The following is a 16,427-nucleotide window of genomic DNA, read 5'->3' on the forward strand; positions in this document are numbered from 1 at the left end:
ATTACTACTCAAATAATAACAGATTCCTTGAGTAGTCGCATGAATTTTCAAGTAGTTTACAAAATTCTTGAAGATTGAGTTTGCGGCAGGTTAGAAATATGCTGGTGACACCAAAAAATAGCGATTGGCGTGCTATAATATTATCTGAATAGATTTTTGGAGGGAAATTTTAAATGAATCTTGATTGGAGTAGCTTTTTGACGTGGCATAACATCGTAAACCTCCTCGATATTCTCGTCGTCTGGTTTGTTTTTTACGAGCTGATTATGCTGTTGCGAGGAACCAAAGCTGTTCAGCTGTTACGTGGTATTATCGTGATCGTTGTCGTCAAGATCATTGCGGTTTACGTAGGGTTTGGGACGGTTTCATGGTTAATGGACCAAGTGATTAATTGGGGTGTCATTGCCATGATCATTATTTTCCAGCCAGAAATTCGGCGTGGGTTGGAACACCTTGGCCGTGGGTCAGTGTTTGTCCGTAATCGGCAGGTCAATGAAGCTGAAAAGCAAATGATTGCCGCTTTGGATAAAGCCATTCAGTATATGTCCAAGCGTCGAATCGGTGCTTTAATGACGATTCAAATGGATACCGGTCTGGAAGACTATATCGAAACGGGAATTGAGTTGGACGCTAAGATCACCGGTGAACTGCTGATCAATATTTTTATTCCGAATACGCCGTTACACGATGGCGCGGTAATCATTCGGAATAATAAGGTTGCGGTAGCTGCTGCCTACCTACCGCTGTCTGACAGTAATCTGATCCCTAAGGAATTAGGAACCAGGCACCGTGCGGCAGTTGGTATTTCGGAAGTGACGGATGCCTTAACAATCGTTATTTCTGAGGAAACTGGTGAAGTTTCAATTACTAAGAATAACGAATTGTTACGTAACATGGATCAAAATGATTATTTGAAGTTCTTGAATAATGAATTGATCAAGGATCAGGAACCAGAACAACCGAGAAATCCACTGAATTGGCTAATTGATACATTCGGTCAATTCTTTAAAGGGGGTAATCGGCAATGAAGAAGATTTTCAACAGTCGCTGGACTTACCGATTGATTTCCCTTTTCTTAGCGGTTTGCTTGTTCCTGTACGTGAATAGTTCTAAGAGTACGACGAACCAGCAAATGAATAATACGGGTGGCACTAATTCCACAACGTTAACTGCCACGGAGCGAAAAACGGTTTCGGTTCAGCTCAGGTTGAACGTAGATTCCGATAAGTATTTCGTAACGGGTTATCCAGAAAAAGTTAAGGTTCATTTGCGTGGCCCAGCTGCCTTAGTTACAGCTACTGCCAATACGCAAAACTTTCGGGTCTTTGCGAATTTGACCGATCTTAAGGCTGGTGAGCATACGGTTAAGCTGAAACAGGATGGCTTGAACCGAGATATTGGGTACCAAATTGTACCAGCCAGCATTAAAGTTAACATTCAGCCACGGCAGACGGTTAACTTCCCTGTTAAGGTCCAGTATGATAACTCACGGATCGCTAAAAACTACGTCGCTGGCGATGCCACTAGTGACGTGACGAATGTCAAAGCAACTGGTCCTGAAAGTGAGATCGACCGGATCAGTAGGGTGGTCGCACAGCTTAATCTGACCCAGAATACCAGGAAGTCGGTCAACGGTGAAGCAGTCATCGAAGCCCTTGATAGGAATGGGCAGATGGTGAACGTGATTCTGACACCAGCGACGACACAGGTCAATCTGCCGGTTACGGCTAAGGGTCATTCCAAGAAAGTGCCACTGAACTTTAAGGCTAAAAATGCCAATAGTAATCAAACCTATAGTTTCAAGAGTGGTACCAAAACTATCCGGGTGTTTGGATCTGAGTCGGAATTAAATGCCATTTCGGCATTTGATGCGGATGTGGATGTTAGTGATGTTAAAAATCAAAAAACAAAAACAATTAGTTTAGATGCAGGCAGCAATAAAGTAACGGGAACGAATCCTACAAGCGTTACCGTAACGGTTGCAGCTGAAGCTAAATAAATAATTGGAAATGAGGAAAATTAAACATGAAGTATTTTGGAACTGATGGTGTACGTGGTATTGCGAATCAAGAATTGACGCCAGAACTTGCTTTTCGGCTTGGCCGAGCCGGCGGGTATGTATTGACTGAACACGCAACTGACCGCGATCAGCCGCAAGTGTTAGTTGCGCGTGATACCCGAATTTCGGGTCAGATGTTGGAAGAAGCCATTGTGGCCGGACTGTTATCAGTTGGAATCGAAGTTTTACGTCTAGGCGTCATTACGACTCCAGCCGTTGCCTACCTGGTTCGTACTCAGGGCGCCGATGCCGGTGTTATGCTGACAGCATCTCACAACCCAGTTGAAGATAACGGGATCAAGTTCTTTGGGGCTGATGGCTACAAGCTTTCCGATGATCTGGAAGACGAAATTGAAAAGTTACTTGACCAAAAAGATACCCTGCCAAGACCAGCAGCTAAAGGCTTAGGAACCGTTGAAGATTACCAGGAAGGCAGTCAAAAGTACATCCAGTTCTTGGAGCAGACCATTGATGATGACCTCTCTGGAATGCACATCGCGGTGGATTCAGCCGATGGTGCCACCAGTAATCTGGTTTCTAGATTATACGCTGATCTCGGTGCTGACTTTGACACGATCGCCACAACGCCGAATGGCCTAAACATTAACGATCAAGTTGGTTCAACCCATCCAGAACAGCTGCAGAAATTTACAGTTGAAAAGGGTGCGACCATCGGTTTAGCCTTTGATGGTGACGGTGACCGCTGCATTGCGGTTGATGAAAACGGCAATGTGATCAACGGTGATAAGATCATGTATATTTGTGGGAAATACATGTCGGAACACGGCCGGCTTAAAAAAGATACCATCGTAACTACCGTCATGAGTAATCTGGGTATGTATAAGGCTATGGAAGCCCACGGATTAACTAGTGTTAAAACTAAAGTTGGTGACCGTTACGTCGTTGAAGAAATGCTGGCTAACGGCTATAACCTGGGTGGCGAGCAATCCGGTCACATCGTCTTCCTAGACTTTAATACCACTGGTGATGGGATGCTGACGAGCTTGCAGTTACTTCATATTATGAAGGAAACTGGCAAGAAGCTCTCCGAATTAGCTGCTGACGTGCAGGATTACCCACAACAGCTGATCAACGTTAAAGTGGCTGACAAGAAGGCCGCTCTCAATAATCCAGCAATCAAGGCAATTATTGATACCGTTGAAAAAGAAATGTCCGGCGATGGCCGTGTATTAGTTCGCCCTAGTGGGACTGAACCGCTACTACGGGTCATGGCAGAAGCACCAACGCAAGAAGCAGTGGATGGTTACGTTAACCGCATTGTGGAAGTTGTGAAAAAAGAAGTTGGCATTGAATAATTTATGAAAATTAAAAACCGGTTTTCAAACAGATCCGTTTGAAAACCGGTTTTTTGGATTTTAGGTCAGTTCAGGTTAGTTTTCAATCTATACCACTTCTTACTTAAATGTTGACATCTAGCTTAAAAGACTGTAGAGTAGACACGTCAATAAATATATGGACTAATTTTATGTCTATACCAATTAAAATATTATGAAAATTAGAGGATGAAATCTTATGTGTGGAATTGTCGGTGTTACAGGCAGTGATAATGCAGTAAAAATCTTACTTGATGGTCTACAAAAGCTTGAATATCGTGGTTACGATTCAGCTGGTATTTATGTAAACGACCAAAATGGTCAGGATTACCTCGTGAAAGAAAAGGGTCGGATCGCTGACTTACGCCGTGAGGTTGGTCCTGATGTTCACGGGTCAACTGGTATTGGTCATACGCGTTGGGCAACTCATGGTGTGGTCAGTGTTGCTAACGCCCACCCACAAGTTTCACAAGATAACCGGTTCTACCTCGTTCACAACGGTGTGATCGATAACTTCCAAGAATTGAAGAGCGATTACCTGAGCGACGTACCATTTACCAGCCAGACTGATACTGAAGTGATGGTTCAGCTGGTCGACAAGTTTGCCGTTAAAGACGGCTTGAACGCACACGATGCTTTTATTAAAGCCTTAAGTCTATTAAAGGGTTCTTCGTATGCCTTCTTACTGATGGACCGTGAAGACCCAGAAACGTTATACGTTGCTAAAAATAAGAGTCCCTTACTGATTGGTGTCGGTGATGGTTTTAACGTTGTTTGTTCTGATGCGTTAGCTATGTTACGTGAGACCCATGACTTCCTCGAATTAATGGATGGCGAAGTTGTGACGATCAAGCCAAACGAAGTTAAGATTGAAGATCAAAAGGGTAACCCAGTTGAACGCAAGACGTTCCACGTTGATATGGATGCCAGCGAAACTGATAAGGGGACTTATCCATTCTACATGCTCAAAGAAATTGATGAACAGCCAAACGTGATGCGTCGGCTAGCACAGATTTATTTGTCTGAGACTGGCGAACCAGTGATCAGTGACAAATTACTAAACTCCATGAAACAAGCAGACCGCATCTACATCGTGGGTGCTGGTACCAGTTATCACGCCGGATTAGTGGGTAAGCGGTTATTTGAAAACCTGACGCAAACACCAACGGAAGTTCATATTTCATCAGAATTTGCTTACGAACAGCCGATCTTATCTAAAAAGCCATTCTTTATCTTCCTATCACAAAGTGGTGAAACGGCTGATTCACGTGAAGTGTTAGTGAATGTTAACGCCGGTGGCTACGAGAGCCTCACCATCACGAACGTGCAAAATTCAACGCTGTCACGTGAAGCAACGTATACGTTGTTGCTACATGCTGGTCCAGAAATTGCGGTGGCTTCAACTAAGGCTTATACCGCTCAGATTGCCATTGAAGCAATTTTAGCCAAGGCTTTGGGCGAAGCTGACAACCAGATCGTGGCACAGCGCTTTGACGTGCGTCACCAGTTAGGATTGGTTGCAACGGGGATGCAGGCACTGGTTGATGAAAAGAGCAAGATTGAAAAATTAGCCAAGGCCTCCTTCTTAAAGACGCCTAACGCCTTTTACATTGGCCGGGGCATCGATTGGAGCGTTTCTCTGGAAGCAGCCTTGAAGCTGAAGGAAATTTCTTACGTTCAAGCAGAAGGCTTTGCATCCGGTGAATTAAAGCACGGGACCATTGCGCTGATTGAAAAGGGGACACCAGTCATTGGAATTATTACCCAGGAAAAGACGGCTGGTTTGACTCGCTCAAACCTACAGGAAACCATGGCGCGTGGTGCCCAGATCCTGACGATCGTTTCCGAAAGCTTAGCTAAGCCTGGCGATACCCTGATTCTGCCAGACGTTGACCCATTGATGTCACCACTGCTTAGCGTGGTACCCACTCAGCTGATCGCTTATTATACGAGTCTCAACAAGGGCTTGGACGTTGATAAGCCACGGAACCTCGCCAAGAGTGTTACGGTGGAATAAGCGTTAAGTTAATTAATTTAAAAAGTAATGTCAAAACGCAGCTTGATCATCAGTCAAGCTGCGTTTTTATGTTCTTTGATAAGTGTCATCATAAGGGTCGTTTCATTTCAAATAAGTTATCAACCGTTCCGTAAGTCGCACCAGCTAGCCGGGCCAATGGATCGAGTCGCTGAGCGTTAACGTGAAAGGATTGAGGGTCTAAAACATCATCTGCAAAATAAAAGTCCGTGACTTCAAGGATGAACAGGTCGGTGATGATTTGATCGTTTTTGTCAGTAATCGGTACATACTGGTATAAGTTGGTTTCGAAGCGAACTTTGGGAGCAGTCAAAGCAGGGACTGAAATCGTTCGACTAGGGGTAGTAGTTAATGAGGTTAAATCCAGTTCACTTTGGTCAGCAGGTAAGCTGGCAGCCGTTTTGTTCATGTCGGCGGCTAATGATTGACTGACTAGATGCACGACGGCTTCTTGGTTATCCAAAAGATTAGTTGCGGTATCTTTGGGCTGTTGCTGTTTGCGACTAATCGACAGACTAATTAGGGGCAGTTTGCTAGCCAGGGCAGAGAAGAAGCTGAATGGCGCCACGTTAAGCGTCTGATCTGGCTTGGGTCCTAGCGTGGTGACCCAGGCAATTGGCCGGGGGACAATACTGCCGGATAGTAGTTTATAGCATTTAGCGGGTGTCAGTGATTCACGCGTGTAGTGATACATTAGAAAGACCTCCCAGATAGAATTTTCCTACATTATAACGCATTAGAAAGTGGGTGGTCTCAGTCCAGAATTGTGAAGTAAATAATTGGCTGGTTTTAAGCACATCCGTGGACGTTATCAGCGTAGCGTGATACAATCTCGCAGTAGGGAAAGAGGAGAAAGTACATGAAATTCACAAAAAAACGGAGTCAAAATAAGCAAGCGGAAGAAAAAAGGGACGCAACTTGGAATAAGTTTAAAGCTCAGCAGAATGAATTAGCGGCTAACAAACGCGGCGACCGGCGTCATAGTGGCCGTAAAGTTAATTATTAAGCTAATTCAGTCATTTTTCTTGCAATATTGGTCTAGATGACTTATTATTGGACTATACCAACAAAGGGAGTGGCTAATCATGTCAGAATCTATTGAAGCAAAAATGAATGTGATTATCGTTAAGGATCGTGCTGAAGGTGGCAAAAAGGGTTTCGAAGTCTTTGAAAATGCCTACCGGAACGGTGCTCAGGTATTTGGTTTAGCAACCGGCAGTACACCGGTAACAACTTATGAACAACTGACGAAGAGTGATCTTGATTTCAGTCAAATGACATCGGTTAATCTAGACGAATACGTTGGCTTAGCCCCTGATCATCCGCAGAGTTACCATTACTTCATGCAAAAGCATCTGTTTGACCAGAAGCCATTTGCTCAGTCATATGTTCCAGATGGTTTGAACAGTGATGCAGCAGCTGAAATGAAGCGTTATGATCAGATCATTGCTGATAATCCGATTGATCTGCAGATCTTAGGTTTAGGTCAAAACGGTCACATCGGTTTTAACGAACCTGGCACTGATCCGGCACTTGGCACCCATAAAGTGGCCTTAACCGAATCAACGATCAAAGCTAACTCACGTTTCTTTGACAATGAAGCTGAAGTACCACGTTACGCTTACTCAATGGGGATTGCATCGATCTTAAAGAGCAAGCACATCCTGTTGGAAGCTTATGGTCCTGAAAAGGCAGCGGCTGTTAAAGCGATGATCGAAGGCCCAGTTACTACGGATGTTCCTGCCAGTTTCTTACAGCGTCATGATCAAGTGACCATTATTATTGATGAAGCGGCGGCAAGTCAATTGAGCGAAGAATACTAATTTAATTTTAGAGAGAATTGAATCAAGCATGAGAGAGAAGAGCGGCGATAACGTCGATCTTCTTTTTATTACATAGCAACTTTGATAGTTTAATTGCAACCCTGAGTTTTGCCGGTTCAGCTTTACGGTTAGCTTTGATAGCGCTTGTGTTCACTTCTTATTCCCATTATAATAGGAATAAATTGTTGGATGTGAGGGGGACGTACACATGCGAAAACAATGGCTAGTAGGATTGTTCACTGTTGGTCTCGTCGTATGCGGATTAACTGGTGCGGGGCACACCAAGGCTGAAGCAAGCACGACAACTGATCACTTTATTAGTAGTATGTCATCACCGGTAAAAAAAGTGGCGACTAAGTATAGGTTGTATCCGTCTGTGATGATGGCTCAAGCAGCTTTGGAAAGCGGCTGGGGCACGAGTCAGCTTTCGATGACGGCAGACAATTATTTTGGAATCAAGGGTGCTTATAATGGGGCTTCTGTGACTATGAATACCGCAGAATATAATGCTGACGGTCAACTTTATTATACGGATGCGGCCTTTAAAAAATATCCGAGTGCGACAGCTTCAATGACGGATAATGCGCAGCTGTTACGCAACGGAATAGCTTGGAACCCGAATTATTATTCCGGAACTTGGCGGGAGAATGCACCGACTTATGCTGATGCTGCCAATGCTTTAACGGGGACTTATGCGACGGCTCCCAATTATGGCACTTCATTGATTAATTTAATTCAAGCCTATAATTTTAATGCTTTAGACAACACAACTACTTCAACTAAAAAAAGCAGCAGTGCGTCAGCGCATGCCACTGATGCAACCAAGGTCACTTACTATGTTGGTGCTGATAGTCAAACTGCACTATTAAGTTCGGCTTATAAGAAGTACAATCTTTATAATCATATTAAGGGTAGTAAATATAAGGCAACTTCATTTAGCTGGTCAAAAGTGGGTGGCTGGCAGGGCCGGCCCGTTTGGGTTGATGCTCGCGGTTACAAAGCCAGCACCAAAACTAACTGGTATCGCGTTCGGTTTAGTAAACAGACGACTTCCAAAAAGTATTGGATCTACTCAAAAGCCTTGCAGTTTCCTAAAACAACGTATGCTGCTTACAAAAAGACTGCCAGTTTAGTTAGTGGCAGTTACCCGGTTTACGATCACGTGTTTAATTCAACGTACATTGCCAAGCAGCTGACAACGACTAAGGCATTGATGAAGCATTCAGTAAAAATCGATAACAAAGCAACCCGCGTTCAAAACGGCGTGACCACTACTTGGTACCGAATTAACGGTGGTTCAACGAGTGGCTGGGTCACTTCTTTAGCCGTGAAAAAATAATTGAATAGTCTGTTTAAAGGCCTTGAAACCATTTTTGGTGAGGGGCTTTTTTTAAGAAATTAAGATTTTAATTTGTTATCAAAGATTAACTTGTGAATTTTTCAGGAACCGGTATAATGTTTTACGGTTTAGTATTTAGATGGGAGATTTAGTGAGATGAAACTCTGGAAAAAACTGACGATCATGCTGGTATCGGCACTTGGGCTTAGTGCTTTGACCACCGGAGTCGTGCGGGCAGATACCCACACTGCTTTTATTGATCAGATGAGTCAGCCGGTATTAAAAGTAAGCCGCCAGAATCATCTTTATGGTTCGGTGATGATGGCCCAAGCCGCTCTTGAAAGTAACTGGGGGACCAGTCAACTGTCAATTAATGCACATAACTACTTTGGTGTTAAGGGTAATTATGATGGTCATTCAGTGACCATGTCGACTTCGGAAGCCAACGCCAGCGGTTCGATGTACAATACGTTAGCCCAGTTTAAGGCTTATCCTTCTGCGCAGGCTTCGCTGAGGGATTATGCGGAAGTTCTGCGTGGTGGAACGACTTGGAATCCATTTCTGTATGAAGGCGCTTGGCGGGAAAATGCCAGTTCATATATGGCGGCGACTAACATTGTTGCCAAAAATTACGCGACCGATAAGAATTACGCTGATAAATTGAACCAAATTATCTTGGAATATGATCTGCATGACCGGTTTGACCGGTCCACTGCGAATAGCACGGATGCGGATACGAGTACCCGGTTGACACCTGGTGTGGACTATGCAAGCTATGTTGGAACGGCAACCGTTAAGCCTGGCACAATCAAGTTTTACAATAGTGTACCAACAGCGTCTGATAAGGCGAAGGTCGTTTCCACCGAGCAACTGGCCAATAAAAAGGTCAAAATTATGTCGCGTGGCATTGTTACTAAGGATCAGACCATCTGGTATCAGGTTAAAAGCGGTTCAATCACTGGCTGGATCCAAATTACCGATATTTTAGGCCTAAAGAACAGTTGATGACAAATGAACAAGACAGAAATCAGGTTCTCTGATATAATGACGTGCATGACGATATAAACCGAAAATCGATGTTAGGAAGAATTTAAAAAATGGCAACTGATTATAAAATTATGGTGCAAAACGTCACCAAAGAATATGATTTATTTAAGACTCAATCGGAAAAACTGCGGGCTTTCTTTGCGATAAACCGGAAGCCGGTACCGCATTTTTGGTCACTAATGGGAGTTTCTCTTAAGATTATGCCTGGTGAAACGTTAGGGCTAATTGGGGTCAACGGTTCTGGTAAGTCTACCTTATCCAACATTATTTCTGGCATCATTCCCCAAACTACTGGTTACGTGGATGTTCGTGGGGATACGTCCATTATTGCGATTGGTGCGGGTTTACGGGGTAATTTAACTGGCCTTGAAAACATTCGCTTAAAGGCGTTAATGCAAGGATTAACTAATGAAGAAATTGATGGTTTGATGGATGACATTGTCAGCTTTGCAGATATTGGCGATTTCTTGTATCAGCCCGTTAAGAGTTATTCTAGTGGTATGAAATCCCGGTTGGGGTTTTCCATTGCGGTCCATGTTAATCCCGATATTTTGATCATTGATGAAGCTTTATCAGTCGGCGATGATACTTTTTATCAGAAATGTGTGGATAAGATTGCCGAATTTAAAACTGAAGGTAAGACGATTATCTTTGTCAGTCACTCTTTGAAACAAGTTGAAATGCTCTGTGACCGGGTTGCTTGGATTCATTATGGTAACCTTAAAGAAATTGGCGATACCGAAACGGTGGTTACCGACTATCGTGAGTTCGTAAAGTGGTTTAAAGATCTAAATAAGAAAGAAAAGAAACAGTTCCAGTTAAAGATGAAAGAGGCCCAAAAAGAGTTCAATATTGATGATTTTCAAGCTTCTGTCGTAGAAGATCGAAAGCGGCAAAATCCGGCTGAACAAAACGTGGCTGCCAAAGTGAAGAAGGAATTTTATGGGTCGGTTATCAGCGAAAAGATGTCTTTGAGCAGTCGCCTGTTAACGTTATTAGTTCTGGTGCTACTGGTCTTTACGTGTTGGACCAATTTGTCTGGTCATTCCTTGACGGAAGTGATCTCGAACCCGGCGTCACTGACCCATGTTACGAGCCACGTTGATCATACGGGGAGTTTGCACAAATAAATTAGTTTTTAATTAAAAAATGCGAAACTTTCTAATTTAAAGTGTTATGATATAAATAACCATTTATTTACCCCCTGATTAGTTGTGAAACAAACAGGGATATCTCACATTTAGTGGTATTTTAGGGTTTTAACTGTTCAGTGAAACAGTTAAAGCCCTTTTTGTCGTGATTAATCAATAAATTTGGAATGGAATTAATCGGGAAAAGGTTGACAGCGCTTTCATTGTGCCTTATAGTGGTCTTTGTAAGGTATGAATTAATTACCTTCTAATCAATTCTCTTTCTCTCTTATGCCGCCACTATCTTAGATAGTGGCTTTTTTGTGTTATGGTATAATATGACAGTTAAAAGTGGAGGGAGAATCCGATTTTGAAGAGTCACGAAACATTTACACTTATTGAAGAAATTACCCGGCTGGATGGTACCAAGTACATGGAAATCAGTAACATGGTGCAAAATGGTCGAGCTGAATTGGCGGCTGAACGTGGGTTTATCAAACAGGTCCGTATTTTACAATTAAACATTCCGCATTCTCCACATGTTGAAGCATATGAGAAATACATTAACGAAAACTATGAGATGCCAACAGAAGCCATGGATCATTTCGAGGAGTGGGCGAAGCCGGAGAAGGTTCAGCAAGAAGTTGATATGGTCTTAAAAGAAAATCATATTGGTTAAAATTTGAGGAAAAAGTAATTGCACGTCATGTAAATTTATGGTATAAATGACTCATGGCGTTTTAATTGCCCCGTAGTTCAGCGGTAGAATAATTGACTGTTAATCAAGAGGTCGCTGGTTCGATCCCAGCCGGGGCAGTAATTTAAATAAGCGAATGGGTCGGTTGATTTAGCCCACATATTAAAAAAGCTGATTACCAGTAAGTAATACTGGTAATCAGCTTTTTTAATTGGTAAAGGGTTCACGTTGACGGATCTTGGACGTTATCAGCTTAATCTTCATTAGGCGTAATGCGGTTCAAAGTGATCTCAGATTTTTCGTGAACGTTTTGCAGCTGCAGTTCTTTTAAGTGTTCAAATAAAATGCCTTCACGTAAACCGCTGTTAGAAAAGGTAATGCGGTCAGAATCAAGATACCGCATCAATAAGGTCAATGGCGTTAATCCCCCGACAATAATGTCAGCTCGTTCTTTACTCAGCCCAGGGATCGCTTTTCGGCCTTCTAAGTCCTGACTGACAATTTTGGCAAAGGTTTCATCGACAGAATGCCGACTCAAACGGTAGCCGTGAATGTCCTCAAAATCGAGGATATTATTTGAGCGTCGGTTGATCTTGGCCATTGTCCGGTTACTGCCGCCCAGGCCGATAACGGGCAAATTTAACCCGTTACGCAGCCACCAGATACTGTTGTAGACATCGTTGACAAACGTCATGACTTTAAACAGGCTAGCGGCAGTGATTTGATCAGTCGGCAGGTATTCCTGAGTTAAATTAACACTGCCTAGGGGAATACTGATGAGGTGGCTGATGGCGCTATTTTGGACCAGCACAATTTCCGAACTGCCACCACCAGTATCCAAAATAACCGTGTTGGTTGCAGGAAGGGTTTCGCTGACCCCTAGATAATCATAATAGGCTTCCATAGTGCCCGGCAAAACGTCTAACTTAATGTTTAATTCCGATTCGACCCGTTTCAGAAACTTTTTTTGATTGACTGCTTGGCGAGTTGCCGCTGTCGCAACTGCTTTAAGCCGGACGTTGTTCATTTTAGAATAAACGGCCTTAAACTCGTGCAGGGCAGTCATGGTCCGTTCAATAGCTTCAGGCTGCAGAATCTTTTCTTTACCCATATTCTCAGATAGCCGGACGTATTCCTTCATTTGTTTGACGGTTTCATAGCTGCCATCATTATTAATCTCAGTAATTGTCATGCGAGCTGAGTTGGAACCTAGGTCAATCACCGCAAAGTTTTCCATTAGTCTGATTCACTCCCATCATCGTAATTCAGAGGATTCGGTTGATTTTCAGGACTTAACATGGGTTGAAATTCGGTTGGCGCAGTTGGTTTGGCGTCAGCTTGAGCGCGCTGGACACGCTGGGTAGCATCCTCAACGAAAGCCGTCTGAGATGCCAGCGGTACCAGTCCGCGCCGGTCAATGTGTTTATAGGAACCATCTGCCTGCAGGACCCGCGTTTTAACGTTATCTTGCCACATTGTGTCATAGATTTGGAGAACGCGAGCTGCTAGGTCTGGCTGTAGAATTGGGAAGAGTAGTTCCACGCGCCGGTTGAGGTTACGCGTCATTAAATCGGCACTGGAGAGGTAGACGCTTTTTTGACCGTCGATATCAAAACTATAGATGCGGCTGTGTTCCAAAAAGCGGCCCACGATGGAGTGTACGGTAATGTTATCGCTAACATCCGGAATACCGGTCTTGAGGCAGCAAATACCACGTACAATTAGATGAATGTGAACGCCGCAGTGTGACGCTTTGTATAAGGCTTCAATCATTTTCTGGTCTGACAGTGAGTTCATTTTCATCCGGACGGTGACTGGTGTTCCCTTCTTGGCTTCATCACCAGCTTGAGCTAACTTGTCGGAAATAAAGTCGCGAATGCCATCAGGACTGATGTGTAAGAGGTGGAAGTAGGGTGGCTTGGAGTAGCCAGAGAGCATATTAAAGATGTTAGTAGCATCGATGCCCATGTCATTATTCACCGTGAAGAGCCCCATATCGGTGTAGAAATGGGCGGTAACATCGTTATAGTTACCGGTTCCCATGTGCATATAGCGCCGAATGCCGCCTTGTTCGCGACGGACAACAAGGGATAGCTTACAGTGGGTCTTGAGTCCAATCAGGCCGTAAATGACGTGACAGCCCATTTTTTCCAGTTGTTTTGCCCAATGAACGTTGTTCTGTTCATCAAAACGGGCTTTGACTTCCACTAAAACGGTAACTTGCTTACCATTTTGGGCGGCACGGCCAAGGTAGCGAATGATCGGTGAATCGCCGGATACCCGGTAAAGTGTCATTTTAATGGCTAAAGTATCGGGATCGTTGGCAGCCTGCCGAATAAATTCAACCACTGAATCGAATTTATTATAGGGGTGCTGCATCAGCCAATCATGACTGCGGATCGCCGCAAAGATGTCATGGTTCGAATCCAGTTCTTTGGGCTGATAGGCGGTAAACTTACTGTACTTCAAGTCGTCGTGGTTGATGATCTGGCTGGTCAGCTTACCTAAGAAAGTCAGGTCAACTGGACCGCTGGTTTCGTAAACGGCGAAGTCAGGGGTCCCCAGCTCTTTGTTCAAGCGCTTTAACAGTTTCTTACTGATGGTGTTTTCAACTTCTAGGCGGATCACTTTGCCGTGTTCACGCAGCTTTAACTGCTGTTGGACTTCCTTTAACAGGTCGGACGTATCTTCTTCAGCAACGTCGAGATCCATGTCTCGGATGACCCGAAAAACAACGCTTTCCTTAACGTTATAGTTAACGAATAATTGACCAACGAAGGTCTTAATAATTTCTTCAATGAGAATGAAGGCATTTTCTTCGCCTGGCAGCCGGACCACCCGAGGGAAGACATCGGGAATCTGTAAGGTGGCGTACAGGCGGTCACCACCGTCACTTGGCGTCAGCTGAATGGCCAGATTAAGCGCATCGTTAGCGATAAAGGGAAATGGTCTGGAACTATCATCGGCCATTGGGGTCAATACCGGGTAGAGTTCATCGTGGAAGTAACTCTTGATGAATTGAAATTGTTCGGCCGTTAAATTAGTCGCTCGTTTAACGTGTACACCGATCTGCTGAACGGCCGGAATCAACGACCGGTTCAGTGTCGTATATTGTTTGATCAACATTTCGTGGGCTCGAACGTTGACAGCTCGTAGCTGTTCTTCGGCAGTCAGGCCAGAAGCATCGGGCTGGGGATACTTAACTGCGGCTAATTTTGCTAACGAGGCTACTCTAACCATAAAGAATTCATCGAGATTACTTTGGGTAATGCCCAAGAACTTTAAACGTTCAAGGAGCGGATTGCCCTTATCGCGCGATTCCTCTAATACCCGATCATTAAAATCGATCCAACTGAGCTCGCGGTTGGTAAAATACTTTGGGTTGCTGTAGTTTTTCTTATCACTCATTTTGCAGTCACACTCCTTTGCTTTAAGCGCGGTTTCAAGCCAAACGTTTCTTCAAAAAACTGACTCTTGTATAAAAATTCCCAGTTTTCAAACGATAAATTTTCATTGCTGTAAACGGTAATAATTAATTCTGGACTTTTAATGGAAACAGAAATTTGGCCAATCTTTTGCTGGCGATCATCATCTAGTGCATCGGCTAGACGTAGGATAGCGGCCAGTTTAGCAACTAAAAGCCGCTCACTGGTATCTAATTGCTGGAAATGACTTAAGTCCTCACTGGGGGTCGTGGCACTATGATAGCGCGCAATTGCCGCGATGATCTGCCGCTCGTGAACCGATAGGCCAATAATACTGGTATGGCGGATGATATAGTCGGAATGCAGATAGTGTTCATGGGCGTCAACATAGGCGCCAACATCGTGGAGAATCGAAGCCACTTGCAGTAACAAGCGATCTCGCGAAGTCAGTTGATGGACTGGTTTTAACTGGTCAAATAGGTGCAGAGCAAACTTCGTTACTAGTTGGCAATGAACGGGCTCTACTCGATAATGGTCAGCCATGTTGGTGGCAGCCGTGATTGTTTGATCGGAGAAATCATACTTGCTATAGCCTTCACGCACCGCCTGGTTAATTGCTAGTCCATCTAGTACGGTATTATGAGAAAAATGTAGGGTAGTGGCCTGTGTCAGATGAATTAATTTACGAATCAGGAGGATTTCTGGCAGCAGTAACGAAATATCGGTTTCTGCCACACCGTATTGTTCAATCAAAAACTGATCGGAAGCATCGATGACTTGATCAAAGATTGTCTCGAACTGTTCTGCTGTTAGCGTGTGGTGGTGAGCCTCTTTAAACGTCATCTGACTTAAAGGCATTGAACTCAGTAAAATGAGGTCACTCGGGCCGTCAATGGCTTCTTTGGGGAGGAGCCGCTTATAATCAGAGAGCTTACTATCAATATAATCACTAAGCACCTCGACAGAATTTGGCGCACTTTGACGCAAACTTTGCAGATCCTCGGCAATCCGGACGGGCCCCAGAGAGTAGTAGGTGGAATATAGAAATGATTGCTGGTTGAATTCAGTAATTGTTGTATTACCAGAATTAATGCCAACGAGATATTTCAAATTTTGTTTATTTGACAGTTTTTTTTGTTGCTGATCAACTAGTACTGCCTGATTGCGATAATAAGTCTCTTCACTGATCGATAGCCAATTTAACTTAATGCCAGTTTTTAAAAAGATCTGATCAGCAATAAAATCCGCGTTAATGGCTTTGGAAAGGGCTTCGCTCCCCCAAAGCTGAAAATTGGTCACTTGATAATCGTTCAGCAACTGCGAAAAGCCACGCAGTGCCGTAGTCATTTGATTGACCAGTTCAAATCGAATGGGTTGATGTCGGTATAAATCATCCCCAACCGGCAATTCTTTGTGGACCCGTTCGATCGTGTTAAGGCTTTTTAAATCAATGATGAGAAGTTCTAAACCCTGCACTGAGATAATCATTGTGCCAAAGTAGTGGGTTGTGTTTACCAAAAAAATCGCCTCCAAAATAA

14 protein-coding genes and 1 tRNA gene are annotated in these 16,427 nt (G+C 43.8%); 11 read left to right on the forward strand and 4 right to left on the reverse strand.

The annotated features are described in order from the left end of the window. The first annotated feature begins 173 nt into the window (after positions 1 to 173). From cdaA to glmS, 4 genes are all read left to right on the forward strand, one after another. A complete protein-coding gene (gene cdaA, locus FFM73_RS00940; protein WP_137629923.1) occupies positions 174 to 1,028 on the forward strand; it encodes a diadenylate cyclase CdaA in 855 nt (284 codons plus the stop codon). Further along, positions 1,025 to 1,999 (forward strand): CdaR family protein, encoded by a 975-nt coding sequence (locus FFM73_RS00945; protein ID WP_137629924.1) that lies wholly within the window; start codon positions 1,025 to 1,027, stop codon positions 1,997 to 1,999. The genes cdaA and FFM73_RS00945 overlap by 4 nt, the downstream gene beginning before the upstream one ends. 26 nt (positions 2,000 to 2,025) lie before the next feature. Beyond that, positions 2,026 to 3,375 (forward strand): phosphoglucosamine mutase, encoded by a 1,350-nt coding sequence (gene glmM / locus FFM73_RS00950; RefSeq protein WP_137629925.1) that lies wholly within the window; start codon positions 2,026 to 2,028, stop codon positions 3,373 to 3,375. 217 nt (positions 3,376 to 3,592) lie between these two features. Then, the gene (gene glmS / locus FFM73_RS00955) at positions 3,593 to 5,410 is read left to right on the forward strand and encodes a glutamine--fructose-6-phosphate transaminase (isomerizing) (RefSeq protein ID WP_137629926.1); all 1,818 of its coding nucleotides are present in this window, start codon (positions 3,593 to 3,595) and stop codon (positions 5,408 to 5,410) included. Positions 5,411 to 5,498: 88 nt separating this feature from the next. On the opposite strand, the gene FFM73_RS00960 is transcribed toward glmS, so the two are convergent. Next, on the reverse strand, positions 5,499 to 6,122 hold the full coding sequence (locus tag FFM73_RS00960; RefSeq protein ID WP_137629927.1) for a flavin reductase family protein: 624 nt from the start codon (positions 6,120 to 6,122) through the stop codon (positions 5,499 to 5,501). Between the two features lie 165 nt (positions 6,123 to 6,287). Here FFM73_RS00960 and FFM73_RS12675 point away from each other — a divergent pair, with 165 nt between their 5' ends. From FFM73_RS12675 to FFM73_RS00990, 7 genes are all read left to right on the forward strand, one after another. Then, positions 6,288 to 6,434, forward strand: coding sequence for a hypothetical protein (locus FFM73_RS12675; RefSeq protein WP_171001144.1), 147 nt, complete (start codon positions 6,288 to 6,290; stop codon positions 6,432 to 6,434). Between the two features lie 103 nt (positions 6,435 to 6,537). After that, entirely contained in the window at positions 6,538 to 7,251 is a 714-nt protein-coding gene (locus FFM73_RS00965; protein WP_137629973.1) for a glucosamine-6-phosphate deaminase, read from the forward strand. Between the two features lie 208 nt (positions 7,252 to 7,459). Next, positions 7,460 to 8,590 carry a glucosaminidase domain-containing protein gene (locus FFM73_RS00970; RefSeq protein ID WP_137629928.1) on the forward strand — a complete coding sequence of 377 codons (1,131 nt, stop codon included), beginning with the start codon at positions 7,460 to 7,462 and terminating at the stop codon, positions 8,588 to 8,590. Positions 8,591 to 8,746: 156 nt separating this feature from the next. After that, on the forward strand, positions 8,747 to 9,595 hold the full coding sequence (locus FFM73_RS00975) for a glucosaminidase domain-containing protein (protein ID WP_137629929.1): 849 nt from the start codon (positions 8,747 to 8,749) through the stop codon (positions 9,593 to 9,595). 92 nt (positions 9,596 to 9,687) lie between these two features. After that, the gene (locus tag FFM73_RS00980) at positions 9,688 to 10,767 is read left to right on the forward strand and encodes an ABC transporter ATP-binding protein (protein ID WP_137629930.1); all 1,080 of its coding nucleotides are present in this window, start codon (positions 9,688 to 9,690) and stop codon (positions 10,765 to 10,767) included. Positions 10,768 to 11,137: 370 nt separating this feature from the next. Continuing rightward, the gene (locus FFM73_RS00985) at positions 11,138 to 11,446 is read left to right on the forward strand and encodes a hypothetical protein (RefSeq protein WP_137629931.1); all 309 of its coding nucleotides are present in this window, start codon (positions 11,138 to 11,140) and stop codon (positions 11,444 to 11,446) included. 66 nt (positions 11,447 to 11,512) lie between these two features. Then, positions 11,513 to 11,584 (forward strand) — tRNA-Asn (locus tag FFM73_RS00990). 133 nt (positions 11,585 to 11,717) lie between these two features. On the opposite strand, the gene ppx is transcribed toward FFM73_RS00990, so the two are convergent. The 3 genes from ppx to FFM73_RS01005 are packed head-to-tail and all read right to left on the reverse strand — an operon-like array spanning position 11,718 to position 16,407. After that, the gene (gene ppx, locus FFM73_RS00995; RefSeq protein WP_137629932.1) at positions 11,718 to 12,701 is read right to left on the reverse strand and encodes an exopolyphosphatase; all 984 of its coding nucleotides are present in this window, start codon (positions 12,699 to 12,701) and stop codon (positions 11,718 to 11,720) included. Next, a complete protein-coding gene (locus FFM73_RS01000) occupies positions 12,701 to 14,872 on the reverse strand; it encodes an RNA degradosome polyphosphate kinase (RefSeq protein ID WP_137629933.1) in 2,172 nt (723 codons plus the stop codon). Before FFM73_RS01000 ends, ppx begins: the two co-directional genes overlap by 1 nt. Further along, positions 14,869 to 16,407, reverse strand: coding sequence for a Ppx/GppA phosphatase family protein (locus FFM73_RS01005; protein WP_444544405.1), 1,539 nt, complete (start codon positions 16,405 to 16,407; stop codon positions 14,869 to 14,871). The genes FFM73_RS01000 and FFM73_RS01005 overlap by 4 nt, the downstream gene beginning before the upstream one ends. Between the last annotated feature and the right edge of the window lie 20 nt (positions 16,408 to 16,427).

It is taken from the genome of Secundilactobacillus hailunensis, from assembly GCF_005405185.1.
Classification (GTDB): Bacteria; Bacillota; Bacilli; order Lactobacillales; family Lactobacillaceae; genus Secundilactobacillus; species Secundilactobacillus hailunensis.

Bases quoted from the DNA above. Each gene is read 5' to 3' on its own strand.
- glmS (WP_137629926.1), top strand. From the start codon at position 3,593: ATGTGTGGAATTGTCGGTGTTACAGGCAGTGATAATGCAGTAAAAATC.
- cdaA (WP_137629923.1), top strand. From the start codon at position 174: ATGAATCTTGATTGGAGTAGCTTTTTGACGTGGCATAACATCGTAAAC.
- FFM73_RS00945 (WP_137629924.1), top strand. From the start codon at position 1,025: ATGAAGAAGATTTTCAACAGTCGCTGGACTTACCGATTGATTTCCCTT.
- FFM73_RS00970 (WP_137629928.1), top strand. From the start codon at position 7,460: ATGCGAAAACAATGGCTAGTAGGATTGTTCACTGTTGGTCTCGTCGTA.
- FFM73_RS00965 (WP_137629973.1), top strand. From the start codon at position 6,538: ATGAATGTGATTATCGTTAAGGATCGTGCTGAAGGTGGCAAAAAGGGT.
- FFM73_RS00960 (WP_137629927.1), bottom strand. From the start codon at position 6,122: ATGTATCACTACACGCGTGAATCACTGACACCCGCTAAATGCTATAAA.
- FFM73_RS00980 (WP_137629930.1), top strand. From the start codon at position 9,688: ATGGCAACTGATTATAAAATTATGGTGCAAAACGTCACCAAAGAATAT.
- ppx (WP_137629932.1), bottom strand. From the start codon at position 12,701: ATGGAAAACTTTGCGGTGATTGACCTAGGTTCCAACTCAGCTCGCATG.
- FFM73_RS01000 (WP_137629933.1), bottom strand. From the start codon at position 14,872: ATGAGTGATAAGAAAAACTACAGCAACCCAAAGTATTTTACCAACCGC.
- glmM (WP_137629925.1), top strand. From the start codon at position 2,026: ATGAAGTATTTTGGAACTGATGGTGTACGTGGTATTGCGAATCAAGAA.
- FFM73_RS00975 (WP_137629929.1), top strand. From the start codon at position 8,747: ATGAAACTCTGGAAAAAACTGACGATCATGCTGGTATCGGCACTTGGG.
- FFM73_RS12675 (WP_171001144.1), top strand. From the start codon at position 6,288: ATGAAATTCACAAAAAAACGGAGTCAAAATAAGCAAGCGGAAGAAAAA.